Origin of the sequence: Hymenobacter sp. NBH84, assembly GCF_014217645.1 — a bacterium.
GTDB lineage: Bacteria > Bacteroidota > Bacteroidia > Cytophagales > Hymenobacteraceae > Hymenobacter > Hymenobacter profundi.
Window position 1 is genome coordinate 4362336 of the sequence record NZ_CP043644.1, and the last position, 25990, is coordinate 4388325.

Annotated in this window: 24 protein-coding genes; 8 read left to right on the forward strand and 16 right to left on the reverse strand. The window is 55.7% G+C overall.

What is annotated here, in order from left to right; translation table 11 throughout:
* Nucleotides 1-29: 29 nt before the first annotated feature.
* From F1C16_RS18360 to F1C16_RS18375, 4 genes are all read right to left on the reverse strand, one after another.
* A complete protein-coding gene (locus F1C16_RS18360) occupies nucleotides 30-2999 on the reverse strand; it encodes a DEAD/DEAH box helicase (protein WP_185282040.1) in 2970 nt (989 codons plus the stop codon).
* A 165-nt stretch (nucleotides 3000-3164) separates the two neighbouring features.
* The gene (locus tag F1C16_RS18365; RefSeq protein WP_185282041.1) at nucleotides 3165-4394 is read right to left on the reverse strand and encodes an FtsX-like permease family protein; all 1230 of its coding nucleotides are present in this window, start codon (nucleotides 4392-4394) and stop codon (nucleotides 3165-3167) included.
* A 268-nt stretch (nucleotides 4395-4662) separates the two neighbouring features.
* Nucleotides 4663-5472 carry a bifunctional 2-polyprenyl-6-hydroxyphenol methylase/3-demethylubiquinol 3-O-methyltransferase UbiG gene (locus F1C16_RS18370; RefSeq protein WP_185282042.1) on the reverse strand — a complete coding sequence of 270 codons (810 nt, stop codon included), beginning with the start codon at nucleotides 5470-5472 and terminating at the stop codon, nucleotides 4663-4665.
* A gap of 101 nt (nucleotides 5473-5573) precedes the next feature.
* Complete coding sequence (locus F1C16_RS18375) at nucleotides 5574-6011, reverse strand: ribosome-binding factor A (RefSeq protein WP_185282043.1); 438 nt, start codon at nucleotides 6009-6011, stop codon at nucleotides 5574-5576.
* A 273-nt stretch (nucleotides 6012-6284) separates the two neighbouring features.
* Here F1C16_RS18375 and F1C16_RS18380 point away from each other — a divergent pair, with 273 nt between their 5' ends.
* Nucleotides 6285-7661: a hypothetical protein gene (locus F1C16_RS18380; RefSeq protein ID WP_185282044.1), complete on the forward strand. Its 1377-nt coding sequence runs from the start codon at nucleotides 6285-6287 to the stop codon at nucleotides 7659-7661.
* Between the two features lie 163 nt (nucleotides 7662-7824).
* On the opposite strand, the gene F1C16_RS18385 is transcribed toward F1C16_RS18380, so the two are convergent.
* Nucleotides 7825-8073 carry a hypothetical protein gene (locus F1C16_RS18385; RefSeq protein ID WP_185282045.1) on the reverse strand — a complete coding sequence of 83 codons (249 nt, stop codon included), beginning with the start codon at nucleotides 8071-8073 and terminating at the stop codon, nucleotides 7825-7827.
* A 109-nt stretch (nucleotides 8074-8182) separates the two neighbouring features.
* Between F1C16_RS18385 and F1C16_RS18390 the strand changes: the two genes are divergently transcribed.
* Entirely contained in the window at nucleotides 8183-9814 is a 1632-nt protein-coding gene (locus F1C16_RS18390; protein WP_185282046.1) for an FAD-dependent oxidoreductase, read from the forward strand.
* Nucleotides 9815-9872: 58 nt separating this feature from the next.
* On the opposite strand, the gene F1C16_RS18395 is transcribed toward F1C16_RS18390, so the two are convergent.
* The gene (locus F1C16_RS18395; protein ID WP_185282047.1) at nucleotides 9873-10316 is read right to left on the reverse strand and encodes a hypothetical protein; all 444 of its coding nucleotides are present in this window, start codon (nucleotides 10314-10316) and stop codon (nucleotides 9873-9875) included.
* A gap of 276 nt (nucleotides 10317-10592) precedes the next feature.
* Between F1C16_RS18395 and uvrA the strand changes: the two genes are divergently transcribed.
* From uvrA to F1C16_RS18425, 6 genes are all read left to right on the forward strand, one after another.
* Entirely contained in the window at nucleotides 10593-13568 is a 2976-nt protein-coding gene (uvrA, locus tag F1C16_RS18400) for an excinuclease ABC subunit UvrA (RefSeq protein WP_258048958.1), read from the forward strand.
* Nucleotides 13569-13741: 173 nt separating this feature from the next.
* Nucleotides 13742-14284, forward strand: coding sequence for an RNA polymerase sigma factor (locus F1C16_RS18405; RefSeq protein WP_258048959.1), 543 nt, complete (start codon nucleotides 13742-13744; stop codon nucleotides 14282-14284).
* A complete protein-coding gene (locus F1C16_RS18410; protein WP_185282048.1) occupies nucleotides 14281-14967 on the forward strand; it encodes a hypothetical protein in 687 nt (228 codons plus the stop codon). The genes F1C16_RS18405 and F1C16_RS18410 overlap by 4 nt, the downstream gene beginning before the upstream one ends.
* Nucleotides 14964-15887 (forward strand): hypothetical protein, encoded by a 924-nt coding sequence (locus F1C16_RS18415; RefSeq protein WP_185282049.1) that lies wholly within the window; start codon nucleotides 14964-14966, stop codon nucleotides 15885-15887. Before F1C16_RS18410 ends, F1C16_RS18415 begins: the two co-directional genes overlap by 4 nt.
* A 32-nt stretch (nucleotides 15888-15919) precedes the next feature.
* Entirely contained in the window at nucleotides 15920-17314 is a 1395-nt protein-coding gene (locus tag F1C16_RS18420; protein ID WP_185282050.1) for a hypothetical protein, read from the forward strand.
* A gap of 47 nt (nucleotides 17315-17361) precedes the next feature.
* Nucleotides 17362-18039: an IS1595 family transposase gene (locus F1C16_RS18425; protein WP_185281262.1), complete on the forward strand. Its 678-nt coding sequence runs from the start codon at nucleotides 17362-17364 to the stop codon at nucleotides 18037-18039.
* A gap of 85 nt (nucleotides 18040-18124) precedes the next feature.
* On the opposite strand, the gene F1C16_RS18430 is transcribed toward F1C16_RS18425, so the two are convergent.
* The 10 genes from F1C16_RS18430 to queA all read right to left on the reverse strand — a co-directional run bounded on the left by F1C16_RS18430 (nucleotide 18125) and on the right by queA (nucleotide 25772).
* Nucleotides 18125-18733 carry a DUF4142 domain-containing protein gene (locus F1C16_RS18430; protein WP_185282051.1) on the reverse strand — a complete coding sequence of 203 codons (609 nt, stop codon included), beginning with the start codon at nucleotides 18731-18733 and terminating at the stop codon, nucleotides 18125-18127.
* A gap of 234 nt (nucleotides 18734-18967) precedes the next feature.
* Nucleotides 18968-19588, reverse strand: coding sequence for a DUF4142 domain-containing protein (locus F1C16_RS18435; protein ID WP_185282053.1), 621 nt, complete (start codon nucleotides 19586-19588; stop codon nucleotides 18968-18970).
* Between the two features lie 123 nt (nucleotides 19589-19711).
* Nucleotides 19712-20356 carry a DUF4142 domain-containing protein gene (locus F1C16_RS18440; protein ID WP_185282055.1) on the reverse strand — a complete coding sequence of 215 codons (645 nt, stop codon included), beginning with the start codon at nucleotides 20354-20356 and terminating at the stop codon, nucleotides 19712-19714.
* Between the two features lie 90 nt (nucleotides 20357-20446).
* Nucleotides 20447-21052: a DUF4142 domain-containing protein gene (locus F1C16_RS18445; RefSeq protein ID WP_185282056.1), complete on the reverse strand. Its 606-nt coding sequence runs from the start codon at nucleotides 21050-21052 to the stop codon at nucleotides 20447-20449.
* 35 nt (nucleotides 21053-21087) lie between these two features.
* Nucleotides 21088-21330 carry a hypothetical protein gene (locus tag F1C16_RS18450; protein WP_185282058.1) on the reverse strand — a complete coding sequence of 81 codons (243 nt, stop codon included), beginning with the start codon at nucleotides 21328-21330 and terminating at the stop codon, nucleotides 21088-21090.
* A 50-nt stretch (nucleotides 21331-21380) separates the two neighbouring features.
* Nucleotides 21381-21995, reverse strand: a complete 615-nt coding sequence (locus F1C16_RS18455; RefSeq protein WP_185282059.1) for a DUF4142 domain-containing protein — start codon at nucleotides 21993-21995, stop codon at nucleotides 21381-21383.
* An 82-nt stretch (nucleotides 21996-22077) separates the two neighbouring features.
* On the reverse strand, nucleotides 22078-22863 hold the full coding sequence (locus F1C16_RS18460) for a molybdopterin-dependent oxidoreductase (protein ID WP_185282060.1): 786 nt from the start codon (nucleotides 22861-22863) through the stop codon (nucleotides 22078-22080).
* Entirely contained in the window at nucleotides 22860-23543 is a 684-nt protein-coding gene (locus F1C16_RS18465; protein ID WP_185282061.1) for a cytochrome b/b6 domain-containing protein, read from the reverse strand. Before F1C16_RS18465 ends, F1C16_RS18460 begins: the two co-directional genes overlap by 4 nt.
* A gap of 255 nt (nucleotides 23544-23798) precedes the next feature.
* Nucleotides 23799-24530, reverse strand: coding sequence for a 2-C-methyl-D-erythritol 4-phosphate cytidylyltransferase (locus tag F1C16_RS18470; protein ID WP_185282063.1), 732 nt, complete (start codon nucleotides 24528-24530; stop codon nucleotides 23799-23801).
* 192 nt (nucleotides 24531-24722) lie between these two features.
* Nucleotides 24723-25772: a tRNA preQ1(34) S-adenosylmethionine ribosyltransferase-isomerase QueA gene (queA, locus tag F1C16_RS18475; protein WP_185282064.1), complete on the reverse strand. Its 1050-nt coding sequence runs from the start codon at nucleotides 25770-25772 to the stop codon at nucleotides 24723-24725.
* Nucleotides 25773-25990 lie beyond the last annotated feature (218 nt).

Genomic DNA, 25990 nt, shown 5'->3' on the forward strand with positions numbered 1-25990 from the left:
TATAAGGGTAGCAAGAAGATAAGCCATTCCTACCCCAACAGTTCCTCAATATCCTCCTTTGTCAACGATTTGATAATGGCCTCATCCGTCGTAATCAAATCTGTGACGAGCTGGATTTTCTTGTTTTGCAGGGCCAGGATTTTTTCCTCTACCGTGTTCTTGGTGATGAACTTATAGGTGAATACCGTGCGCTCCTGCCCAATGCGGTGGGCGCGGTCTACGGCCTGGGCTTCCACGGCAGGATTCCACCACGGGTCGAGGATGAACACATAGTCGGCGGCGGTGAGGTTGAGGCCCACGCCGCCCGCTTTCAGCGAAATCAGGAAAATGCGCAGCTTCTCATCTTCCTGGAAGCGCACTACCTCCTTGTGCCGTTCGCGGGTGTTGCCGTCTAGGTAGGCGTAGCGTAGGCTTTTCTCGTCTAACGCGTGGCGTATAATATCCAGGTGTTTTACAAACTGACTGAACACCAATACCTTGTGTCCCTCGGCTACCACGTTGCGCAGCATGCGCACCACCTCGCGCAGCTTGCCCGACTCGTGCTCGTAGTCCTCGTGGGCCATGCGCGGGTGGTTGGCAATCTGGCGGAGCTTGGTGAGGCCCTGCAACAGCATAAACTGGGTGCTGGCTGTGCCGTGCTCCTCAATATTTTGCAGAATCTTGTTGCGGTAGTAACTCTTGGTTTCTTCGTAACACTGCTGCTGCTCCTCGGTCATGGGGCAGTAGCTCAGGTTTTCGATCTTATCGGGCAACTCGGTGGCTACCTGAGCTTTGTGGCGCCGCAGGATAAATGGTTTGATGAGTGTATGCAAACGCCGCATCTTACCTTCATCCTTGCCTTTCTCGATGGGCTTGAGGAATTCCTTGCGGAAAAAGTGCTGCGTGCCCAATAGTCCTGGATTGATGAACGACATCTGCGACCACAAATCCATGGTGCTGTTTTCCACCGGCGTGCCTGTCAGAATCAGGCGGTGGCGCGAGTGCAGCCCGCGCACAGCCTGCGAGGTAGTGGAACTGGGGTTCTTGATGGCCTGCGACTCGTCCAGAATCACGTAATCGAACCTGTAAGTTTTCAGCAGCTCGATATCCAGGCGCACAATGCCGTAGCTGGTCAGCAAAAGGTCATAGCCCTGAAACTGCTCCACGTTTTTGTCGCGGTAGGTGCCCGTGTAAGTGAGCACGCGCAGAGCCGGCGTGAATTTTTGCGCTTCGCTGAGCCAGTTATAAATCAGGGAGGTAGGCATTACGAGCAGCGTGGCCGCGCCGCTGGCGGCTCCGCTTTCCTTCCGCTGGAGCAGCAAAGCCAGCGTTTGTACGCTCTTGCCTAAGCCCATATCGTCGGCTAGGCAGCCACCAAAGTGGTAGTCTTGCACGAAGTGCAGCCAGTTGTAGCCGGCTTTTTGGTAGGGGCGCAATGTGCCCCGGAAGCCCTCGGGCATGGGCTTGTCTTCTACGGCTTCAAACTCGCGCAGTTTTTCCAGCTTGCGGGTCATGGTCACCTCGGCTAGGTTGCCGCTCTGCAAGTCGGTTACCAGGGCCAAGTGGTGCTTGCGCAACGACAGGCCCTGCTCATGCTCCTCAGCAAAGGCAAACAGCTCTAAGTACTGCGTAAACCATTCCTCCGGAATAATGGCAATCTGCCCGTTGGGAAGGCGGTACTCGTGGCGCTTGTTCAGAATATAGGGCCGCAGCTTGATGAATGGTACCTCAAACTCGCCAAAATGCACCGTGCCGTGCACATCAAACCAATCGTTGGTTTCGGTGATGCCTACCCGCACCGTTACCTCGCCAATGAAATAGTCCTTACTCGACGTGTCGCCCTGCTGCACTGTGAAGCCTAGGCGGGCGAGGTCGTCGGCGTGCAGGTGTAGCCAGCGGAAGGCTGTTGCCTTGTCCAGCACAGCGTGGCCGTCGCGCATTTCCAGGGCGCGGTCCTGCAATGCCCGAATCAGCTCCTGCTCCCGCTCCAAATTGCGAATCAGGCGGTGAAACACGTAGCTGTCGTCCGTTTTCTCCAGCCGTACGCACACTTTTTTGTCGTGGCCGCGGGGCACTGTATGGCCGCCGTACTGAAAAGAAAGGTCGAAGTGAATGTGGCTGGTGGGCGCGGCCACAGCCGGCGCCGTCTCGGCCACCGACGTCGGCCGCCGGCCAGGGCCACGGGTAGGCGCTTCCTGCTCCACTACCACGGCAGTAGCCACGTCCGAAAACGTAAGGCGGGGCCGCGCTAGGTAGCGTTCCGATTTGATATCAAAACCGCGTGCGTGCACGTCGAACGACTCTACCAGTGGGGCCACAAAGCGTTGATAGTAGCTGTCTTCTACCTGCCGCGGCACCACGATAAACTTCTTATTCAGAAAGGGTTGCAGCTTCTTGCCGTCTACCTCGTTGCGAAAGTGGTAGAGCCGGTCGTTGAGCAGCAGCCAGGCCGGCTGCGCACACACAATCACGGCATTTTTATACTGGAAATCGAGCTTTTGACCCTGGTACTGAATGGTAGGGAAATAGTGGGTATTGTCCTCGTTGCGGCGGAAGTGGAAGAGCACGTTGGCCGGTTCGGGGGCTACCTCAATCTCGTGCCAGGTAGGCTCGCCATCCTTGCCCATAATGAACACCTGCTTGCCCGCTAGCCGCTCCAGAATTTGGGCCATGCGCTCCTGCACGTAATTGCAAATAGCGTTTTGCAGGTTCTTGTCGCCTTTTTCCCCGTCAAATATCTTCAGGAAGAAGTCGGCCGCAGTGGTTTTCTTCTTGGGCCAAAACTCCTTAATCACTACATCCTGCTGAATCTGGTCGGTCAGGCCTACCAGCTCAAAATCAGTTTCGTCGAGGCCATCCGCAAACTCTGGGGCGTTCTTGGCCGATACGGTTTGGTGTTGCAGCGTAAGCTGGCCGCGCGCGTTGCGCTGCACTACGTACGACTCAAACAGGTAGCCTAGGTATTCGTGTTCGAGCAGTGAATAAACGATCTGAAAGGGCTGTAACGTAGAGACTTTCATGATTGGCGGCAAGGATGCAAAGATGAAAGTAAGGACAAATGGTAAAATGTGGTTATTTCGATAATTTATTATTAGAATAATTATATAAAACCATAAAATTCCCTTACTGCTTTGCCGTATGCAAAACAGGGTATCATCTGAGATACTACAGCCGCAAAAAGTAGGTTACAAATTATCGCGCACGTCCAGACGCGCCGCATTTAAAGCCGGCCGGATAGACACGGAAACGGTAATCACGATAATGGCCAGGCCCGTCAGCACAATATCCGTGGCCTGCATCTTCACAGGGTAGGAGTCTACCACGGCCGTGGCCATGCCCATCGAGACGAGGTGAAACGTTTGTTGCAGCCAGCAGATGCTTACTCCCAACACCAGGCCCGTAATGGCGCCCACCATAGCCACAATGGCACCTTCGAACAAGAAAATATTGCGCACAAGTTGGGTAGTGGCACCCATGGCCCGCAGAATAGCCACGTCCTTTTTCTTGTCTATCACCAGCATCGACAGCGAGAAGAAGATGTTGAGCGAGGCAATGAGCAGGATGAAGGCGAAGGTGATGAATACAAACATCTTCTCTACCTTGATGGCTTTCAGCAGGCTTACGTGTTGCTCATCCGAATCGAGCACCTGAAATTTGGCACCAAGTAGCTGCCGTAGTTCGTCCTTCACGTCATCTACGGAGTGCTCGTCGCCCACGCGTACTTCCAGCGAAGTGCGGCGGTTGCCATAGAGCAGTAGGTCGCGGGCAAACCCCAGGGGTACAAAAATGTAGCTGTCGTCAATGCGCTGCTCGATCAGGAACACGCCGCCGGCTAGGATAGCTTGCTCGTTGAAGGCCGTTTCCGGATTCATCGACAGCAATTTTTTGCCTGTGTTGCGCGGGTAGAGTAGGCGCAGGGGCGAGAGGCGGTTGTCGAGAGCAATGCTGAGCTCGTGCTGCACGCCGGCTCCTAGTAGAGCATAGTCTTGGCCGTCGCGCACGAGGCGGTGGTCACCTTCCACAATAGCCGAGTCGATGTTGCTCTGGGCGAAGTAGTTTTCGCTCATGCCCTTCATCTTCACTACCATCTGGCGGTCATGGTACTGTAACAAGGCGTTGTCTTCAATCACCTGCGTGACCAGCGCCACGCCCGGTACGGCCGTGATACGGTCGATGAAGGCGCTATCCACCGGGAAGGACTTGCCCTGCATCGCCGAAATCATCAGATCGGGGTCCGATTTGCCGTAGAGGCCGCGCACGAGGTCTTCCAGCCCGTTGAATACCGACAGCACAATGATAAGCGCCATTGTGCCCACGGCCACCCCTACCATCGAAATGTTGGAGATGATGCTGATAATGTTGCGCTTCTTCTTCGAGAAAAAGTAGCGCCGGGCAATGAGCAAAGGAACGTTCACGTGCGGGCGTGGGTAGGGCGAAGCGGGAGGCGGATAAAGTAAAGCTAGATGGCGCGACGCATAAACTCTTCGAGGCGGCGCAGGCGCTCTTCGTGGTCTTGTATTGAATTCTTTGGGGTAGGTTCAGAAGCAATAAATGCAATATCGTGTGTGGTCTGCATTTGTAAGCAGTCTAAGCGGTAAGGCATGCTGGCTATATCGTTTCCTTCCTCCATAATCTTTCGGCCTAAGAATCGATTCCCAAGATACGCTACCCCAGGCAAAACAGCTACTTCCAAGCTTTCACAATCAGGCCGGTGCCGGAGTCGTGGGTGGTACGGGCATCATACCAATTGAGCAGCAGGCAGAAGGGAAAGATTAGGAGGTAGTAAAATGGCAGGAGCAGGAAGAACAGCCGCGACTTGCCCAGCATCAGAATGGGGTATTTCATGCTCAGGCGCCAGGAAACCTGGCCCGGCTCCCCATAGCTGTAGCGAGCCTCAATGCGCTCGAAACCCGCCGTGCGCAGCTTCTGCTGAATCTCGTGGATGTTGTAGCCGTCGCGCACGTGTTCTTCAATGAAGCTGGTTTCGCCGTCGCCGTGCACGTCGGAGCCACCCTGGTCGCTGGGGGTAGAGATGAGCAGCATGCCGCCATCCTTAAGCGAGGCGTGAATGTTACGGAACACCTCCACGTCTTCCAGAATGTGCTCCATCACATCCACCGACAAAGCCAGATCGAAGCTGTTAGGCTCCTGGTACAGCACTAGGTCCTGCACGGCAAACTGTACCTGTGGCCGGCCGATCTGCCGGAAAAAGTTGTTGGAGTCGGCTACCTGTTCCTCTTTCACATCCACGGCCAGGATTTGCCATTTGGGGCTCATGCTGCTCAACCAGTAGGTATACTGTCCGTAGCCGGCGCCAGCATCCAGAATGGTGAGGGGGGCCTGGGTGCGGCCTTTGGACCACTGCCGCAGCTCGCGATGCACGTGCCAGGTGCGCAGCAGCAGCAGGTCGAGCAGGTGATAGAACAGGCGCCGCAGCCACGGCGTGCGGTTAAACACGTTGCCCAGCGAGCGTTTAATCGGGTCGTAATGCAAGGGGATAAATGGTGAAGTTGTGAAGTTATGAAGTTGTGAGTAGGCGGAAGGGAAAAGGATATCTGAAAAATCACAAATTCGCCATTCACAACTTCACCTTGTTACTCATCTTCGTCGGCAAACAGGCGGGGGCGGGGAGGGGTAGGCTTGGCGGAGTCGTCCTCGTCGGTGGGCGCGTTGGGGTCGGTGGCCGGGATGGTGAGGCCACCAAATACCTGGTCCATGTGAGCGGCATAGGCGGCGCTGTCATCGAGGAAGAAGCTCAGAGCCGGCACCACGCGCAGTTGTTGGCGGATTCGCTTGGCTAGGGCCATGCGAATCTCCTTGCCGCTGTCGCGTACTAACTCCAGCATCGCTTCACCATCGCCTACCAAGAGCAGGCTCAGATACACGCGGGCAATACCCAAATCGGGCGATACGCGCACCGTGCTGATGCCAGGTGCCAGGCCCGGGAACAAGTGCGGCAGGTCGCGCTGAAATACGGCGGCCAGTTCCTGTTGTAGTACGCTGGCTACTTTTTGCTGTCGTTTGCTTTCCATAGAACAGGCAAAGATAGGTGATTAGGGTCTTAGGGTCTCGGGGTCTTAGGGGCTTGAATTTTATTTTTACATCCTGAATCCCTACCCGGTTCTACGTGGCCGCATCGACTTTAGGCGTTGGGTTGGTTAGGCTACTGCTGACGCACCTGCTACTTTTGCGAACCAGGAGTCTGTTTGGTTGCCAGCGTAGCAACCACGACCCCGAAGTCCCCACGACCCCAAGACCCCAATATCCTGCTTCAGTTTTTTAAAAGTCCGCTTCCCTCGCGTCTGGTGGTGTTGCTGCTGCTGGTGCTGGCCGTGCGCCTGCCCTTGTTGTGGCTGGGCCTGCCGCTGTCGGCCGTGGAGCTGCACGCCTTCCTGATAGGCGAGCGGCTGCACAGTGGCGCAGTGCCCTACCGCGACCTGTATGACAGCACGGCCCCGCTGGCCAGCACCTTGTATGGCCTGCTCGAAGCCCTGGGAAGCCGGCCGCTGTGGCTGTACCGGGCGCTGGCCCTGGCGCTGCTGGTGGTGCAAGCCGTGCGCCTCAACCGCATCCTCAACCGCGCCGATGTGCACCCCGAGCGCGGCTACGTAGCCGCCTTAACCTACCTGCTGGTAGCCAGCGTCACGTCTGACCTGGATATTTTGTCGCCGTTGCTGGTGGGGCACACGTTGGTGGTGTACGCGCTCAGTGCGCTGTTGCCCACCTCGCGTGAGGGATACGACAACCGCCGCCTGTTTCAGGCAGGGTTCCTACTGGGGTTAGCGGCACTGTTTTACCTGCCACTGGCGTTGTTTCTGGTGCTGGCGCTGTTTGCGGTTATCATCTTCGCTGCCAACTCGTTTCGTAGCTTTTTGCTGCTGCTGTGCGGCTTCTTTTTCCCGTACGTGGTAGTGGGCACGGTGCTGCTGTATGTCGATGCGCTGCCGGCCTTCTCACAGTTCCATCTGCACCCTACCCTGACGGGCCTTACGGCTGGTGCCGATGGCATGCCTCGCCTGGTGCAACTGCGCCTGCTGATCTTGCCGGGTGTGCTACTGGCGGCGGCGCTGCTACGTACGTTTGCTACCTCGCTGGGGCTGGTATTTCAGGTGAAGTTCCTGCAGCTGATGCTGGTCTGGCTGGTTGTTACCATTGCTATTATCATTGTCGGTGATGGTAGGGCGCCCGGTACGCTGGTGCTGGCACTGCCGCCGCTCACCTATTTCGGGTTGTTTCTGTGGCAGCGGGCGCAGCGGCCGTGGCTGCTGGAGTTGTTGCTCGTGGTATTGATAGGAACTGTGGTAGGCATCCGCTACCGGAGTGTGCTGCCCTTTGGCAACTTACTACCCATTCCTGCCGAAGAATCCTTTGCCGTGCAGCCCAACCCCGCGTATGCCAGCGTACGCAACCAAACCCTACTGGTGCTGGGCTCCGACCGCCGCCCTTACCTCTCCAATCGCTTGGTCACGCCCTACCTCGACTGGCGCCTAGCGCAGCAGGATTTCGGCCACCTCAACGAGTACGCCGCCGCCTTCCGGCTGGCGCACAACATGCGCCACCCTCCGGCCTACCTCATCGACGAGCGCAACCTGCTCCCCGAACTGCGCTACAAGCTGCCCACCGCCTTTGGCCGCTACGAGCCTACCAGCACCCCGCATTTGTTTAAGTTGAAGAGCGACTGAGTGAGGGAGTAGCTGAGTGAATAGCAAAAGCGCCTGTCATCCTGAGCTTGCGAAGGACCTTATCACGGTAGAACAAGACGTTGTTACGTTTATCGTTCAACTGGCATAAGGTCCTTCGCGCTGCTCAGGATGACAGACGCCGTTTTATTTACTCCCTCACTTGTTAGCACACGTCGCGGCGCTCTTTCTGGTCTACGGCCAGGAGGTTGTCGAGGCGGAGGGTGAAGCCGTCGGTGAGGCGTAGGTACTCTACTTTATCTTGGATGAACAGATCAGCAATAATGCCCTGGTAGGTGACCGGGGGAGAGTCGGGTTGGGTGCGGTAAACGAGCTGGCAGGGCTGGCGGGTGGTAGCCAGCGCTTCCAGCTCATCATAAAACGAGCAGCTGATGGGCGTGTAGGGCGTAGCCATGCGAAAAATAAAAAGGGTGGTAGAAAAAGGTTTGTTCTATACATACGTGCCACAGGGCTAACCCGGCCGTGCTGGTGTGCGTTGTGAAAAACAGATCAAGCTCCATACCATGCCCACTGAAATCAACCTGGCTCCACTTGACGCCCTGCAAGAAGGCGAACTGCGCGCTTTCCCTATCCCCAATGATGGCCCTGAGGTGCTGCTGGTCCGGCACCAGGGGCAGTATCGTGCTTTTGCTGCGCATTGCCCGCACTACGGCGCCCCCCTCGAAAAAGGACGGTTGGTACAGGGGCAGATTGTATGTCCGTGGCATCACGCTTGTTTTAACGCCACCGATGGCAGCTTGTGCGAGCCGCCCGCCCTCGATGCCCTACCCACCTTTATGGTGCGCGAGGCCGAGGGTAGGGTATACGTGTTGGTGCCCGGCAACCCGCCCGCCAGCACCGACAAGCCCGACGAAACGCCTACCGCCGAGGTAGGTGGTGCCCCCGTGCCTACCGCTCCAAACTTAGCCGCGGCGCAATCCACCATTGTGATAGTAGGCGGCGGCGCGGCCGGGCAAATGGCGGCCCAAACGCTACGTGAAGAAGGTTTTGCCGGCCGCGTAGTACTGGTATCGGCCGATGCAGCAGCTCCTTACGACCGCACCAAGCTCAGCAAAGCCTACCTGGCAGGCAAGGCCAAGCCCGAAAGTCTGCCCCTGCGCGAAGCAGACTTCTATGCGAAGCACCATATCGAGTTGCTGACCAACACCCGCGCTACCGGCCTGGATCTGGAAAAGAAGCAGGTGCTGCTGGCCGATGCGGCTCCACTGTCTTACGACCAGCTGCTGCTGGCACTCGGCGGCACACCCAACTCCCTCCCCAAGCTGCCTGGCCACGATCTGCAAAATGTGCTGCTCCTACGTACCCAGGCCGATGCCGACGCGCTATTGAAGGCTGCCAAAGAAGTCAGGCACGTGGTCATTATTGGTTCCAACTTTATTGGAATGGAAGCGGCTAGCAGCCTCGCCGGCCAGGACGGCCGCACCGTGACGGTGATTGCCCAGGAAAAGGAGCCATTTGAGAAAGTGCTGGGGCCTGAGGTAGGCAAGATGTTCCGCACCATGCACCAGGAAAAAGGCGTGCAGTTTGAGGCTGAAGCTGAGGTGGCCGAGCTAACCGGCCAGAACGGCCGCGTAGCGGGCGTTCGGTTGAAATCAGGCAAAGACCTGCCCGCCGACCTAGTGGTGCTGGGGGTAGGCGTACGCCCGGCTACCGACTTTCTGAAAGAAACTTTCCAACTGGAAAAAGACGGCGGCCTGCAAGTAGACGAATACTTGCAAGCTGCCCCCAACATCTACGCAGCCGGCGACATTGCCCATTTTCCAGCCACAACCGGCGACACGTTGCGCATTGAGCACTGGCGCGTAGCCCAGCAGCATGGCCGTCTGGCCGCCCGTAATCTGCTGGGCCAGCAAGTACCCTATACCGCCGCGCCCTACTTCTGGACCCAGCAATACGGCAAGAGCCTGCGCTACGCCGGCCACGCCGAGCAGTGGGACGACATCCACTACCTAGGCGATGTAGCCAAGCAGGATTTCCTGGCTTTCTACGTGCAGGATGGCCAAGTGAAGGCCGCCGCCGGCATGAACCACGACCCGGACATGATTTACATTGAAGCCCTACTGGCGGCCAATAAAATGCCTGCCCCTGCTGATATCAGTGAGGAAACTAACTGGCAACATCTCGCCAATCAATAACTTAAAAAGGGCGGCGCGAAGTACATGCTTCGCGCCGCCCTTTTTAAGTTATTGCTGCTTAATGCTTGCCTTTACCTTTCCCATGCCCGTTGCCGCCGTACAGCTTTTTGGCCTGGCCGGGGGGGAGGCCCTTGCCGTTTTGCAGGCGCTTCACTTGGCCGGGGGGTAGGGCCACGGGGTAGAGCTGCCGGTGCCGTCCAATCTGCACCCAGGGCTGCGCGCCCCGGTAATCAATCACGACTGGGTGGAAACTGCTGGGCGCATAGCCGCTGATGGATTTCAGACGCTGCCATTTGCCCTGGCGCTCTACTACGTAATTCTGGTCGCGCAGGTCGTAGTAGCCGCCTACCTCCGGGATGTAGTAGTACTGCGAGCCCGCCGGAGCCGCAGGTCCCCACGAAGGTGTATTAATGTTGATTGTTACTTGTTGTGCCTGTACAGATGGTCCCGAGAAAGCCAGGGCTAAGAGAGCCGAGAAAGCGAAAGTTGTGAATCTTTTCATGAGGCAGTGGGATGTGGAGAAAACGAATCAATTTCATAGGCTTTTGACAAGAACAAGGCCAAGTTCACCACAGCATAATCCTACTACGGCCCCGAATAAGAACTTTCGGTAAATCGGGACATTTCGGGGCAGCGCGTTGTTGTATCCTATCTGCCACAAACGCATCCATACTTCGACCGCTTCGTTATTCGCTAATGCCACTGGCTAAGAAGCTATTCGGAGTAGCCATCCGGCTGCGTTTTGCGTACCTTTGCAGACTTATTCGATCCGCTTTGCATGGCTAAGAAAAAAGCCCCGGCCGTTGCGGCCGCTACGATTTCTCCCCTTTCACAAATAGCTACGGCGGAGGCCGAGCTGACGGCCGCGGCCGTAGCCCTACCCTCCAACGGCCACGCCCACTCCAACCCGGCCGCCGCCGAAGCACCGTTCATCGAAGTATACGGCGCGCGCGAGCACAACCTGAAAAACGTTTCCGTTCAGATTCCGCGGGGCAAGCTGGTGGTGTTCACTGGTATTTCCGGTTCAGGCAAGTCGTCGCTGGCGTTTGATACGATCTACGCCGAGGGCCAGCGTCGCTACATGGAGACGTTTTCGGCCTACGCCCGCTCGTTTATGGGCGGCCTGGAACGGCCCGATGTGGATAAAATCGAAGGCTTGTCGCCGGTGATTAGTATCGAGCAGAAAACCACCTCGCGCAACCCGCGCTCCACCGTCGGCACCATTACCGAGATTTATGACTTCCTGCGCCTGTTCTATGCCCGCACCGCCGAGGCGTTCAGCTACGTGACGGGCAAGAAGATGATCCGGCAGTCGGACGACCAGATTATCAACTACATCCTGAAGCACTACGATAACAAGAAGCTGGTAGTGCTGGCACCCGTAGTGAAGGGTAGGAAGGGCCACTACCGCGAGTTGTTTCAGCAGGTGGCCAAGTCGGGCTTCACGAAAGTGCGTGTTGATGGCGAACTGCTCGACATCACGCCCAAGATGCAGGTGGACCGCTACAAGATTCACGACATCGAAATCGTGATTGACCGCTTGGTGGTGAAAGCCGAAGACCGCCACCGCTTGGCCGGCTCGGTGCAAAACTCGCTCACGCAGGGTAAGGGCACCATGCTCGTGCTCGACCCCGACAGCAAGAAGAAGGACAACACCCAGTTTTTCTCCCGCTTCCTGATGGACCCGGCTACCGGCATCGCCTACGACGACCCCGCGCCGAATACGTTTTCGTTCAACTCGCCCTACGGTGCCTGCCCCGTGTGCAACGGGCTAGGCGAGGTGCAGGAAATCACGGAGGAAACCGTGATGCCGGATAAGAAGCTGAGTATCAGCAGGGGCGGCATCGCGCCGCTGGGCGAGTACCGCGACATCTGGATTTTTCAGCAGCTCCAGCTCATTCTCAAAAAACACAAAGCTTCGCTGAGTATGCCCATCCAAAAGCTGCCCGAAGACTTAGTGCAGCGCCTGTTGCACGGCATCCCCGAAGATGAGGACGCCGATACCACGAAGGCTAACTACACGGAGCCGTTCGAGGGCATTATCCCCTTCCTACGGCGTCAGATGGATTCTGATTCGGACAACATTCGGGACTGGATTCAGCAATACACTCAGGCCAAGGAGTGCCCCGAGTGCCACGGCTACCGTCTGAAAAAGGAGTCGTTGCACTTTAAGATTGCCGATAAGCACATTGGGGAGCTGTCGGTAATGGACGTGAAGGAGCTGTCGGCGTGGTTTGAAGGATTGGAAGACCGCCTCTCGGAGCGCCAAAACCTGATTGCCCGTGAGCTGCTGAAGGAAATCCGCAAGCGCATCGGCTTCCTGCTGGAGGTAGGCCTCGACTACCTCGATTTGCACCGCTCGGTGCGCACGCTGAGCGGCGGCGAGAGCCAGCGCATCCGCCTGGCTACCCAAATTGGTACCCAGCTGGTAGGCGTCTTGTACATCATGGACGAGCCCAGTATCGGTCTGCACCAGCGCGACAACGAGCGGCTAATCAAGGCGTTGCAGCATCTGCGCGATATCGGCAACTCGGTGATTGTAGTGGAGCACGACAAGGACATGATCATGCACGCCGACCACGTGCTGGACATTGGTCCCGGCGCGGGCATCCACGGCGGCCACATTGTGGCCGCAGGCTCACCCACCGAGATTTTCAACTCCGGCTCCCTTACCTCGCAGTACCTCAGCGGGCAAAAGCACATTGAGCTACGCAAGAAAAAGCGCGAGGGCACCGGCGAAGAATTGGTACTGAAAGGTGCCAAAGGGCATAACCTGAAAAACGTGACGGCCAAGTTCCCGTTGGGCAAGCTCATTGCCGTGACGGGCGTGTCGGGCTCAGGCAAGTCGTCGCTTATTCACGACACGCTCTACCCCATCCTCAACCAGCACTTCTTCAATGCCAAGCGCGAGCCGCTGAAGTACGATGCTATTGAGGGTCTGGACTTTATCGACAAGGTAATTGAGGTAGACCAGTCGCCGATTGGCCGTACGCCGCGCTCCAACCCGGCTACCTACACCGGCGTAATGACCGAAATTCGCCAGTTATTTGCCGAGTTACCCGAGTCGAAAATCCGTGGCTACGGTCCTGGCCGTTTCTCCTTCAACGTGAAGGGTGGCCGCTGCGAAACTTGCGAGGGCGCGGGCCTGCGCACCATCGAAATGAACTTCCTGCCCGACGTGCACGTGCCCTGCGAAACCTGCAAAGGCCGCCGTTACAACCGCGAAACGCTGGAAGTGCGCTTCAAAGGCAAATCTATCACCGACGTACTCGATATGACGGTGGAAAAGGCCGTGGAGTTCTTCGAGTATCAGCCACGTATTCTACGTAAGATTCAGACGCTGAATGACGTAGGTCTGGGTTACCTCACGCTGGGCCAGCAGGCTACTACCCTCAGCGGCGGCGAAGCCCAGCGTGTGAAGCTGGCCACCGAGCTCAGCAAGAAAGACACCGGCCAGACATTCTACATCCTCGACGAGCCCACTACTGGCTTGCACTTCGAAGATATCAACCACCTCTCCGACGTGCTGCAAAAGCTAGTCGACAAAGGCAATACGGTCCTCATCATTGAGCACAACCTCGACCTGATCAAAGTAGCCGACCACATCATCGACATCGGCCCCGAGGGCGGTGCCGGCGGCGGTACCATCGTGGCCCAAGGCACACCCGAGCAAGTAGCCAAGTCGAAGAAAGGCTATACGAGCAAGTTCCTGGCTGAGGAGTTGAGGACGAGTAAGTATGCGGAGGTAGAGTAAAACAAGTAAACCATACAAAACCGTCATGCAGAAGTGTGTGACGGTTTTTTTATGTCCACTACTTTCCTCCAACTGGTCGAATGCTGCTCCAGAAAAGTAAGTTTTAAAATAATTCTCCTGCCCTAACCAACCTTCTCCCGGCGGCGCAGCACTTTAGGGCAACTATCCGCCCCGTGCTAGCTTCCCCTACCTTGCCGCTCACCGACGAACAGTTGCTCACGGCCTGCCTGGCCCACAACCGTCAAGCGCAGTACCAGCTGTACCAGCGCTACAAAACCGCCATGTTCTCCTGCGCCCTGCGCATTCTGAACAGCCGGGATTTGGCGCAGGATGCGTTGCAGGACGCTTTCGTGCAGGTGTTTCAGCAGTTGGGCAGCTTCCGACAGCAGTCGGCACTGGGTGCCTGGATTCGCACCATTGTGGTGCGGCGGGCCTTGCTCACGCTCCGGCACGAGCAGCGCATGGAACTCTACGACCCGGATAGCCACCCCGAGCCACTGGTAGCCTGGCACGACAGCCTGACCGGCGAGGCGCTGGAAAAAGCTATTGGCGAGCTGCCGGCCGGTTACCGCGCCACCTTCTGCCTGCTAGAGGTAGAGGGCTACTCCCACCGCGAGGCCGCCGAGCTGCTGGGCATCACGGAGGGCACCAGCAAGTCGCAACTATACCACGCCAAGCGGCTGCTGCAACGCAAACTTCAGCATTTGTACCGATGAGTGATTTTCCCAAACTACCCGAGGAAGCCGGGCGCGAGCACCTGCGCCGGGCAGTAGTCGGCCTACCCTCGCACGAGCCCAAAGCGGCTATCTGGCTGCATATTGCAGCGCAGCTAGAAGCTGAAGAGGCCATTGCCCACACTATACCCGCATTGCCCGCGCACGAACCCGATGAAGCGTTGTGGAATGCTATTACCAGTCGACTTGATGAAGCCGAAGCACCAGCCGCGGCCGTGGTATTCCGGCCAATGTGGCCTACACATGCATGGCGTCGGGTAGCAAGTATAGCCGCTGTTATTCTGTTGCTTCTCGGTGTGTGGTGGCTGCGGCCTACCACGCTAGACAAGCAAGTGGCAGCGGTTCCCTACGAAACAGTCACGTTCAGCGAAGAAGAGGTAGCCGCGCCAGTTGCCGCTGTGCGGCTTGCCGCGCCTGCCGATCCGCTGGCGCAGGAGGGTAAGGCTTTCATTGATGCACACTGTACTTCTCTGCCTACCGTGTGCCAGTCGAGTGAGTTTAGGGAGCTGCGGGCGCAACTATCGGAGGTAGAAGAACAGGAGCGGCAACTTCGGCAGGATGCGCAGCGGTTTGGCGCCTCACCAACTGTAGTTCGACAACAAGTGCAGCTAACCACATTACGGGCAGAAATCACCCGCGAGCTGGTTCAACTTCTTATCTCATGAGCAACATCGTACAGAATCGTTGTCGGGTGGGCGTATTGGTGCTGCTTTGGCTATTGAGTAGCCTCGGTGCGCAGGCACAGCAAAAGGTGCAGGTAGTGACCCGCACGCTGGAACAGCGCTGGGTATGCAAACCCAACACGCCGGTACGCATCCGAGCTGAAAAGGCCACATTGCGGGTACAAGGCTGGGACAAGCCGATTGTGCAAGTGGTGCTGCGCCTGAGTGCCCGTCACCCCGACCGGGCTGTGGCTGAGCGCGACTTGGGGGCAGCGCAGTATCGGTTGCAACAAAACGTCAGTGCTATCAACCTGATCAACTTTTTCTCTTTACCCGCTGGAGCGCCTACTGTGCAAAGCGACCTACGCGCGGAGTACACCGTGATGATGCCTGCTGGCAACCACCTGACTGCTATTAATACCTACGGGCATACCAGCCTAACAAACCTAAACGGCTGGCAGCAGCTAGAGCAAAGTTTCGGTCAAATTACGTTGCTCGATTTACAAGGCAACGTGAATATTGAAGCCCGTTACGCCGATTTGACCGCTAAAAAGGTGCAGGCTACCTTTCTGTGCGAAGCCAATAAATCGGCAGTGCAACTACTGGATGTGGGAGGAACTATCACAATACACAACCAGTATGGGAGCGTGCATGCCCAGCCAGCCGCCAACTTGCGCAAGCTAAATGTGGAAGCTTACCGAACGGAGGTAGTAATTAGCGTGCCGCAGCCAGAGCAGTTTGGCTACCAATTAAGTGTGCAGCAAGGCCCTCTCACGGTGCCCGACCGCTACCAAAGTGCCCAGCGCATTACCACCAGTCGAGGCACGCTCACCACAGAAGTAGCCTCGCGGCCGGTAGTGCGCATCAGCACTACTTACGCACCCCTGACACTGCAAACGCAGGAATTTGTCTTTCAGCCTTAATCTACCCATCCGCCTTCCAACCTATCCTTTCTATGCGTTACGCCATACTATTGCTGCGCTGTTGCCTGTTGCTGACCATCGCCGGACTACCCTTTTCAACCTCGGCCCAGGTTACTGTCGACTCCACCCGCAGCAGCTACACAGAAGAGCACATCAGCTACTCAGAAGAAGTGCTGACGAAACCGCTGAAGTCAAAAGCAAAACCAGCACTGCTGGATACAGCAACTCTGCGCGTGCAGCGCGAGGACCGCGACCTGTGGAAGCTGGGTCTGAATAATGTCTATTTAAGCGATGAAAGCAATAGATTATTAAATAGTTACCGGGGGTATCGTCGTCTTGGAATTCACTTAGCGTATGAACGAAAACTGTACCGGCCGGCTTGGTCCGCGTTGGCAGAGCTTAGTCCGGCAGTTATGCAGTACCGCCGCCCTAGTTCATCTTCAGGCGGTAGTGAAATCAAACAATCTTTTGCAGTACGCGCGCAACTGGCCGGACGGTATTACTATAATCTAGAACGTCGTATCCGGCAGGGGCGCGGTGCCGGAAATTTCTCTGCCAATTATTTTTCTTTGGCACTAGGAAGCAGCTTTGATCGCTTTTCCGATCTGCCCTACTATTTACGTACGCTCAGCGCGAGACGATTGCATGCAGAGGCAGCCCTGCTCTACGGGATACAGCGGCGTTGGGGGCATTATGGATTTATTGATTTCAATGCCGGGGTAGGAAGGCTATTGACAGAAGAGTTGAATTATCAAAAGTGGCAAATGACGGGTAGCCTGCGTGTTGGGTTAGTATTAGGCGCTGCTCCTGCACATTATGCGCCTTCCTCCGATGACGATGCTGCTGCAAGATCTCGTGCATACATTGGAACACAAGCAGGAGTGTATGGCTATTATATTCCTTCTGAGAGATATTACAGCAATTTAGGAGTAGGTATTGGGCCTTATATATATGCAGGTTACTATTTACGGCCACGATTAGCCATGCAGGTAGGACTCCAATATCAGTATAATCAATCACGCTACAGTCAGTTTTCCGTTCTCGATGGCTACGATCAGACTACTAGCGACGAATACACTTTTGCTATTCCTGTGGTAATGCGCTATTCTCTCACCAAGACGTTTGCACAACGTGTGCAGTTCGATGTAGTAGGTGGCGTAGCCGTGCTGACAGGGTTAGTGCATTCTCAAAGTGTTTTGTATCAGAACGGCCAACCCATGAACCAATCAACAGGTCGGGAACAAACCTGGGCTGTGAATCCAATGGCTGGTCTTGATATTGCCTATGGATTTGGCCGAAAACGACAGTTACAGGTTACTGCTGAAGGAGTTCTAATAAAACCTATTGCAGTAAACTTTCAGAACCGATATGGTTACTTGCGCCCGGGAGTAAGCGTAGGACTCCGATACCGATTTAAGTATTTATAAAGGGGCTTAGGAAGCAAAAAGCGAGGAATGGGGCATAACTTCCTGTTATGCAGCAAACTAACCGCTATTATAAGTGCAGCAAAATTTCCGAGGTCAAATTTCGCTACTTGTTGCGTCTTTTCGCGCTGGATTTGACGGCTTCGGACGCGGCCCGGCTGACGGGTCTGAGCGTACGCGCGGTCAACGACATATACCTGCGCCTGCGCCACCGGCTGCTAGCTTGCAGCCCGGTGCCGGCTGACCTGGACGGGGCCGTCGAACTGGACGAGAGCTACTTCGGCCCGCGGCGCGTACGCGGCAAACGGGGCCGGGGAGCGGGGGGTAAAACCATTGTCTTTGGCCTGTTCAAACGCGGGGCTCAGGTATACACGGAAATCGTCCCGGATTGCTCGAAAAAGACCCTGCAAGCTATTATTCGGGGTAAGATTGATGTCACGGCGATGGTCAACACCGATGGCTGGCGCGGCTATGATGGCTTGGTGGACGTGGGCTACGACCGTCATTTTCGGGTGCATCATGGGCAGAACGAGTTTGTCCAGGGAGCCTCGCATATCAACGGGATTGAATCATTTTGGAGCTTTGCCAAAGCCCATCTGCAACGCTTCAAGGGCGTGCCCAACCATACGTTTTTACTACACTTGAAAGAGGCCGAGTTTCGCTTCAATCATCGCCACGAAGACCTGTACAAACTCTTACTTAAATTGCTTCGTCAACAGCCCCTCTAATTAGTTTTGCTTCCTAAGCCCCTTATAAAAATAAAAAGAAGGCTCTGATTACCTCAGAGCCTTCTAAAAGTAAGGGTGTTATCTTCTACTTCCGGTCGCTGGCGCGCTCAAACAGCTGGGCCGTTATTTCTTCATGCTCTCGCAGCTTGGGTAGCATTTCGGCGGCGTAGGTGCGCAGTTCTGGGTTGGAGGCTTTTGCGGCCGCATCCGCAAAGCGGGCAATGGTGCGCTCATGCAACTCCTGTAGGTCGCGCATGTATTTTTTGTCGAAGCCGAAGTATTTCCGGTCGTCGATATCGTCGTAGATGCCGCGGTCATCTTTGCCCATCATCTGGGGTAGGGTAATGCGGGCGCGCTCGGCAATGGCCTGGAGCTGCTGCTCGGCCTGGCCGTGCTCCTGCTCCATGCGTTTGCCCCATTCCTTCACCTCCGTGGCAATGGCCTTTTGCTGAGCTAACTTGCCTAAGGCTATTTCCAGCATGTTACTGCTAGAAGCCGCTACGGCAAACTCGGCGTCGTATTGCAGCTGATCTTTGGAGTAAGGTGAGGAATCGGCTTTTAGCCGGTTGCGCTTCTTATTGATTTTTTCTGCCTCTTTCACCGGCTTCTTTTGCGCCTGAGCTGCCGGAGTGGTAGCAAAAGAGAAAGAGCCAATTAGAAGGGCTCCAAGAATATATTTTGTAGTCAATTTCATGTGCAACTGAAAAAGGTGTTGCTACCTGCATGGTAGCATACAACAGATAAAGTATACTGATCGTATTCAATATATGTTGCAACACGATTTTATTAATTGATTTATAAATTATTGAATGACATATCATTAGTATATGAATACGCACTACGCGTCAGCCAAGCACAATTGTTTCTAACCAAAAAAGCCGCTACCAGATGGTAGCGGCTTTTCCTGTAAAGCATCGGGTAGGTAGCCTTACATTGCGCCGGTGTCAGCGTGTTGCTTAAACATGGTCAGGTGGTTCTGTACCACAGGTGCTGTTTTAGCGATGAATGCTTTCAGATCAGCGTCCTGCGTCATTTTGTCGTGGGCCTGCATAGTGTTTAGCGTTTTCTGGTGATCTAATACCATCTGTTGCATATACTGCGTCTCCAAGTCTTTGCCGGAAAGCTTTTGCATGGTAGTAGCTATAGCCTTATGCGCAGCGTCCATGTCCGTGGGGAGGGTTACGTTTTTCTTCTGCGCAATGGCCTTTAGATCGGCCGTCGACTTGGTGTGGTCCGTTACCATTTGGTTAGCGTGGTCCTTGGCCATTCCTGTTACGCCTTTCTCAAGCACCAATTTGCTGAGTTGAATTTCGTTCTGGTCGCTGTGTGCGGCCGATTTCATAAACTCTTCGTCGGTGGCGTGGGGAGCAGTGGCCGTATCGGAGGCCATGTTCATGGCCGGGGCGTCTGCTGACTCCATGGTGTTTTCAGTAGCCACGGAATCAGTAGCTGTAGTTGCAGTTTCGTTGTTCGAAGTGGTGTCGTTACCACAAGATGTAGCAAACAACAGCACGCCCGCGCATAGCAGGCTAGGGAAAATGGTTTTCATGAGAAAGAATAGTTATTGGAAAAGGAAAGTAAGTCTTTGCCTACCATGTTGATATATGGATAGGGTAGGAATAGAAGCGATGCAAAGCTGCTGTTGAGAGGAAGCTTCTACACCCCTGCGCTGTTACATGTTCATGCCTTCGTTGTGCTGCGCCATCGTTGTGTGCTGTTGCACAACGGGTAGCGTTTTTTGAGCCCAAGCTTTCACATCTGGATCAGAACCAGCCTGAATCTCACCGTTCAGTAAATCCACCGTCTGTTGGTGGTCTTTTACCATCTGGCTTACATAGGCCTGCTCAAACTGCTTGCCCGACATCTTGCTCATCTGGTCGTAAAGGGATTTGTGATACGGATCCATTTCTCCCGGTAGAGCTATGTTTTTCTTCTGTGCCACCACCTTCAACTCATTGCCGGCCTTGGTGTGGTCGTCAATCATTTTGGTTGCAAAGGCTTTTACATCGCCGGTAACGCCTTTTTCTAGGGCCAGCTTGCTCAGTCCAATCTCATTGTGGCCGCCTTGGTCTGCTTTCAGCACAAAATCCTTACCTGTGATAGTAGAACCGTTGAGCATGGGTGGTGCTGTACGAGCCTCCGCCGCTGTAGTAACGTCTGTGTTGCTGGTATCAGGGACGTGCATAGTCATAGGACCCGAGTCCGTGTTGCTCACGTTTTCGGCGGCTGTATCAGTAGTGGCCGTATTGTCTTGGCTGCACGCCGACATTGCTACTAAAGCAGTAACGTAGGTCAGCGTTAGAAAGGAAGTTTTCATATAGGATTAGGAGGGAATAGGGCTGGTGAGAAAGACACTGGTGCAAAGCCTACCCATGGATAACCAATGTAGGTTTCGCTCTCAGTATAGTTATTTTCTTTGCTCTACGGCTGCGTACATCTTCTGAGCCATCGCCAAATGCCGCTTCAGAATAGGGACATTTTTAGCCGCAAAAGCTTTAATATCTGGGTCGCTAGCATTGGTGGAGGCTTCCGTATATTCTTTTACATCCTCCTCATGGTCTTTCACCATCTCTTTGAGATACTTCTTGTCCATGTCCACGCCTTTCTCGTCGGTCACATCGTCCAGCACCTCACGGTGGCCTTCGCCGAGTGTGCTGGGAAGCGTGATGTTCTTTTGGGCAGCTAGGGCTTTCAGTTCTTCGTTGGCTTTGCTATGGTCATCCACCATATGCTGACCAAATTGCTTGCCTTCGGGGGTAGCACCTCGTTGGGCCACCAAACGGCCCAATTCCACCTCTAACATGCCGCCACTAGCCGCTTTGGTCATGAAATCGGAGTCGAAATCCTTCTTATCCTGTTTCATGTTGCCCATGTCCGTGTTGGCAGTGGCGTTTTCGTGCCGGGCTTCGTTGGTTTTCTGAGCTTGCTCTACGGAGTCGCCGTTGGATGTGCAACTGGCTATAGCTGCCAGCAAAGCCACCGCACAAAGCGGAGCTAGCAATATGCGTTTCATCGGAAAGAAAAGAATAGGTGGAGGGGAAGGGTAGCTTAGGGCTGCGTCGTGCCGCTCTTATCTAGCGCGGCCGAGTCGGCGGCCGAGGGTGTAACGGTAGGGCCAGCGTTATCGTCGATTACCACGGCATCGGCCTGCACGCCGCCTTCTTCAGCAGCTTTATCAATGTCACTTACCGCTTCGCCGGCGGTGCCATCAGTGCGTTTTTCGGCGTCGTTGCAAGCCGAGAGGGAGAGAGCAGCGGCCAAAGCTAGGCCGGTCAGGATACGGTACGTCATCAGAAAAGAAAAGTGAAATGGTGTGGAAAAGAGCGGAGGGTAGAATGGAATTACGGTAGCTTTTCAACCTCATCCTGCACCTGCTGGGCTTGGGTCACCTGCTGTTGCAGCATGGGTAAGTACTTGGCGGCAAACCCCCGGATGTCGCCATCGTAGGCGTCTTCGCTGAGGTCTTCGTAGGAGTCTACGGCTTTCTTCTGGCCATCGACTATAGCCGCACTGTATTTTTTGTCGAAGGCAGTGCCCGTGAGGGCCGATATATTATCGTATTGTTCCTTGCGCTCCGAGCCCAGGGCCTCAGGCAGCGTAATGCCCTTCCGACCAGCCAGCGTTTTCAACTCCCCAGTCATTTTGATGTACTGGTTGAGCAGGGTCTGCGCCAAGTTGCGTACACTGGGGGTAGCGGCGCGCTGCAGCGCCACAGTGGCCAGTTGCTGGTTGAGAATGCCATCGGCCGCAGCATTTACCATGAACTCAGCGTCCTGCTTTTGCTTTTCAGTGATATCGAGGTCGTCGATGCGCTTTTCGTTTTGCGCAAGAGCCGCGGCTACGGGGTTGTCACTGTTGGTACCCGGCGAGCAGGCACTAAGCGACGCGAAGCAGCCGCCCACCACAAGCAGGCACAGCAAACGACGATGGCGTGGGAGGGGGGTAGGGAGAGTCATGCCCTGCTATACGCACCTCTGGGTGTGGTAGTTTGGTTCGGGCCTTGAGGCAAAACCGATGTGGACTACTACGGTTGTGTTGTTACAAGCCTGAATACCAGTCATAGCCACGCTGCGCCCAGTAATCGGCCGGGCGCTGGGCGGTAAACGCAATGCTGCCAATGCGCTTAATGTGCTTGATACCGTATTTCAGGGGTGTTACCAGCCGCAGCGGTGCGCCGTGCTCCAACGTTAGCGGTTGGCCGTTCATCTCGTAGCACAATAGGGTTTGGGGGTGCAAGGCACTCTGCATGTCCATACCCACATAATATTTCTGATCGGGTGTTACCAAGTGCACGTAGGGCGCCAAGTCGGCCGCCGATGCTAGTTGGTAGTGTGTCACAAAATCGGAAAAGCGCGCTCCGGCCCAGTTCACTACCACGCTCCAGCCCTCAATGCACTTCAGCTCAGTGGTCATTTCCACGCGGGGTAGGGCCTGAATATCAGCTAGCGAAAACGTGCGTACCGGCGCGGGACCATCAGCGCGTAAACCCTGCACCTGCAACTGCCAAGTCGTTATATCCAGCGGGCTCTTCAGGCCCAGACTGCCGTTAATACGCGGCTCCTTGGCACGGCTGCGCGGAAACACCGGGGCCAGGTCGGCGTTGCTCAGAAATTCTTTGGAAATCTTCCCGTTCACGTCCAGCACGCGGCGCAGGGGCCACAGGGCGCCGTCGTCGGTGGGGCGCGTTGCCAGCCAGCGCCAGCCGCCCAGCGCCGCCAGCGAGGCCAAGCCAGCCGTCAGGAAAGCCCGGCGGGAGCGGCGGGCAGCCTCTTGCTCCACAGCTTCGTCGTTGGGGGTAGGAGTAGGGCGTTGGGGAGAGGTCATGGGCGGGTAGAGTTGGAGGAGGAAGTAGGCGTGTCTACCAGTTCGAAGCCGGCTATCATCGAGCGGAAGTTGTTCCAGCCGGCGCGCACCACCTGTGCCACGTGCACCACAAAGAACAGCGCGTAGCCCAGCGTTAGGATGAAATGCTCGGCCCGCGCCCACTCGTAGCCGCCCAGTAGGGTAGTAAGCCCTGCCAGCTCGGTGGGTTTGTAAATGGCAAAGCCGGTAAGGGCCGAGCCTACCCCCATTAGCACCACGGCGGAGTAGGCAATCTGCTGGGCCGCGTTGTACTTGCGCACCGGCAGCGGTGCCTTGCGAATGCCCAGGTCGTGCAGTACTACCTGCCACGCCTCGCGCAAAGCGTGTCGGCCTGGCACCAAGTACCGCCACTCACCCGAAATCAGCGTGTAGAGCACGTACGCTATGCCGTTCAGCACAAACAGCCACATCGCCACAAAATGCCAAGCCATGCCCTTCGCCAACTGAAACGGCACGTGTAAAGCTTCATAAAATGACTTCGGGAAAAACTTCAGCAAGGTAGTGTCGCCCCACCCAATGCGGTACACATCGTTGGCCCAGTAAATCAGCAGGCCGCTCCACATCATAATAGCCAGCACCGGAAAGTTGATCCAGTGAAACCAGCGGATAGCCAGTGGGTGCTTTTCGAGCAGCTTTTTCATGGTGGAGGGGTAGGGTTGGGCTATACACAGTGTAGAGACACAATCTGTTGTGTCTCATCGTTGCAAAGGGTGTAGGGGCCTCGTGCGGGCGCTGACCCCACCCCCCGACCCCCTCCCCTCCGGGAGAGGGGGAGCCTTTTCCGGGGACATTAGCTGATGGCTGTTAGTTTTGGATAAGAGCTATTAGCTAACAGCTAAACCATTCGGCTCTCCCTCTCCAGAGGGGAGGGGGTCGGGGGGGGGAATTTTTACTACCTACGTAGTGCTGCGCAGAATAGCTTCGGCCAGCAGCAAATCTTCGGGCGTGGTAATCTTCAGGTTACGGTAGTCGCCGGGCACCAGGTGGATGGCGTGCAGGTCTTCCACCACGCTGGCGTCGTCGGTGAAGGTAGGCAGCTCGGGGAGCTGGTAGGCACGACGCAGCAGATCCAATTCAAAGCACTGAGGCGTTTGCACGAGGCGCAGGCGGGCGCGGTCCAGCGCATAGGAGCCCTGCTGCGACAAGTTGCGCACCGAGTCTTTGGGTACCACTGCCGCCACGGCGGTGCCGTGCTCCTCGGCCGTGGCAAAGCATTCTTCAATCACCGAGGCCGGCACCAAGGGCCGCACGCCATCGTGCACCGCTACTGTGCCGCTTTTCTGGTCGGCGAGGTAGGCGAGGCCATTGCGCACCGAGGCCCAACGGGTAGCGCCGCCCGCCACTACCGTGTGCGGTATATGAATATTGTGCTCGGCGCAGAGCTGGTGCCAGGTGGAGAACTGCTCGGATGGTAGCACCACCACGCACTGCTGCACCCGCAACGGCGTTTCGGCGAAGCGGCGCAGCGTGTGCAGCAATACTGGTTCGCCTAATAAATCCAGAAACTGCTTGGGCTTGGCAGCCCCCATGCGCGTGCCGCTACCACCCGCCACGAGGATAGCGAATCGGGGCGCTTCGCGTGGGTCTTGGGTGTTTAAGGTCTCAGGACCTTGGCTATCGGTAGGCATAAAATCGGGTAGGGTAGCAAAAATAAAAACCGCCTGTCATTCTGAGCTTGTGAAGAACTTTATTACAGTGGAACGAGTCGTTATTTCGATAATCGTTCTACTGTGATAAGGTCCTTCGCAAGCTCAGAATGACAGGCGGAATATAAGTCAGGTTAAAGAATCAGAACAACGAGTCTGAAATCTAAGATCTTACTACAGAATCAGCATCGCGTCGCCGTAGCTGAAGAACTTATACTTCTCCTTAATGGCCGTTTGGTAGGCCTCAATCAGGAATTCGTGGCCGGCGAAGGCCGAGGCCATCATCATCAGCGTGCTCTCCGGAGTGTGGAAGTTGGTAAGCAGCGAGGTAGCAATCTTGAACTCGTAGGGAGGGAAGATGAAGCGGTCGGTCCAGCCCTGGTTGGCCTTCAGGCGGGCGTGCGCCGATACCGACGACTCCAGCGCCCGCATGGTGGTAGTACCCACCGAGCACACCTGTTTCTTGGCATCCAGCGCCTTATTCACGATGGTAGCGGCCTCCTGAGGTACAATAAAGTTCTCCGAATCCATCTTGTGCTTGGTTAGGTCTTCCACGTCTACCGGACGGAAAGTGCCCAAGCCCACGTGCAGCGTTACGGCAGCAGTGTCTACTCCTTTGATTTCCAGGCGCTTCATTACTTCGCGGGTGAAGTGCAGGCCCGCCGACGGCGCGGCCACGGCACCCGTGTGCGCAGCATAAATAGTCTGGTAACGCTCCTTATCTTGCGCGTCGGCATCACGGGTGATGATTTCGCGGGGTAGGGGCGTTTCGCCCAGGTCGTGCAGGGCTTTGTAGAATTCTTCGTCGGAGCCATCAAACAAAAACTTGATGGTACGGCCGCGCGATGTGGTGTTGTCAATCACCTCAGCCACCATATCCGACTCGCCGAAATACAGCTTGTTGCCTACCCGGATTTTGCGAGCGGGGTCTACCAGCACGTCCCACAAGTGAATTTCCCTATTCAGCTCGCGCAGCAGAAATACCTCGATTTTAGCACCAGTCTTTTCCTTGTTGCCATACAGGCGGGCCGGAAACACCTTGGTGTCGTTGAGTACAAATACGTCGCCTTCGTCGAAATACTCGATAATATCTTTGAAAACGCGGTGCTCGATCTTGCCACTGTCGCGGTGCAACACCATGAGGCGCGACTCGTCGCGGTTTTTGGCCGGATGCTGCGCCACTAGGTTTTCGGGCAGATCAAATTTGAACTCAGAAAGTTTCATGGGCAGATATGGGCAATAGTAGGGGAAGTAACGAAAATTTGAGCCGGCAAAAGTACATAAATTCGCCGGATAAGCACGGAGTCAGGCAGGTAGGCAACGGCTTTCACAGTGCTTGCCTGCCAAGCTCTACTGTATTCAACACGATTGCAGGCAGCTTTGTGCTATAAATTCATTCCTTGCAGCCATCTTTATTTTTCCATCGGTCCTTTTCTACCTAT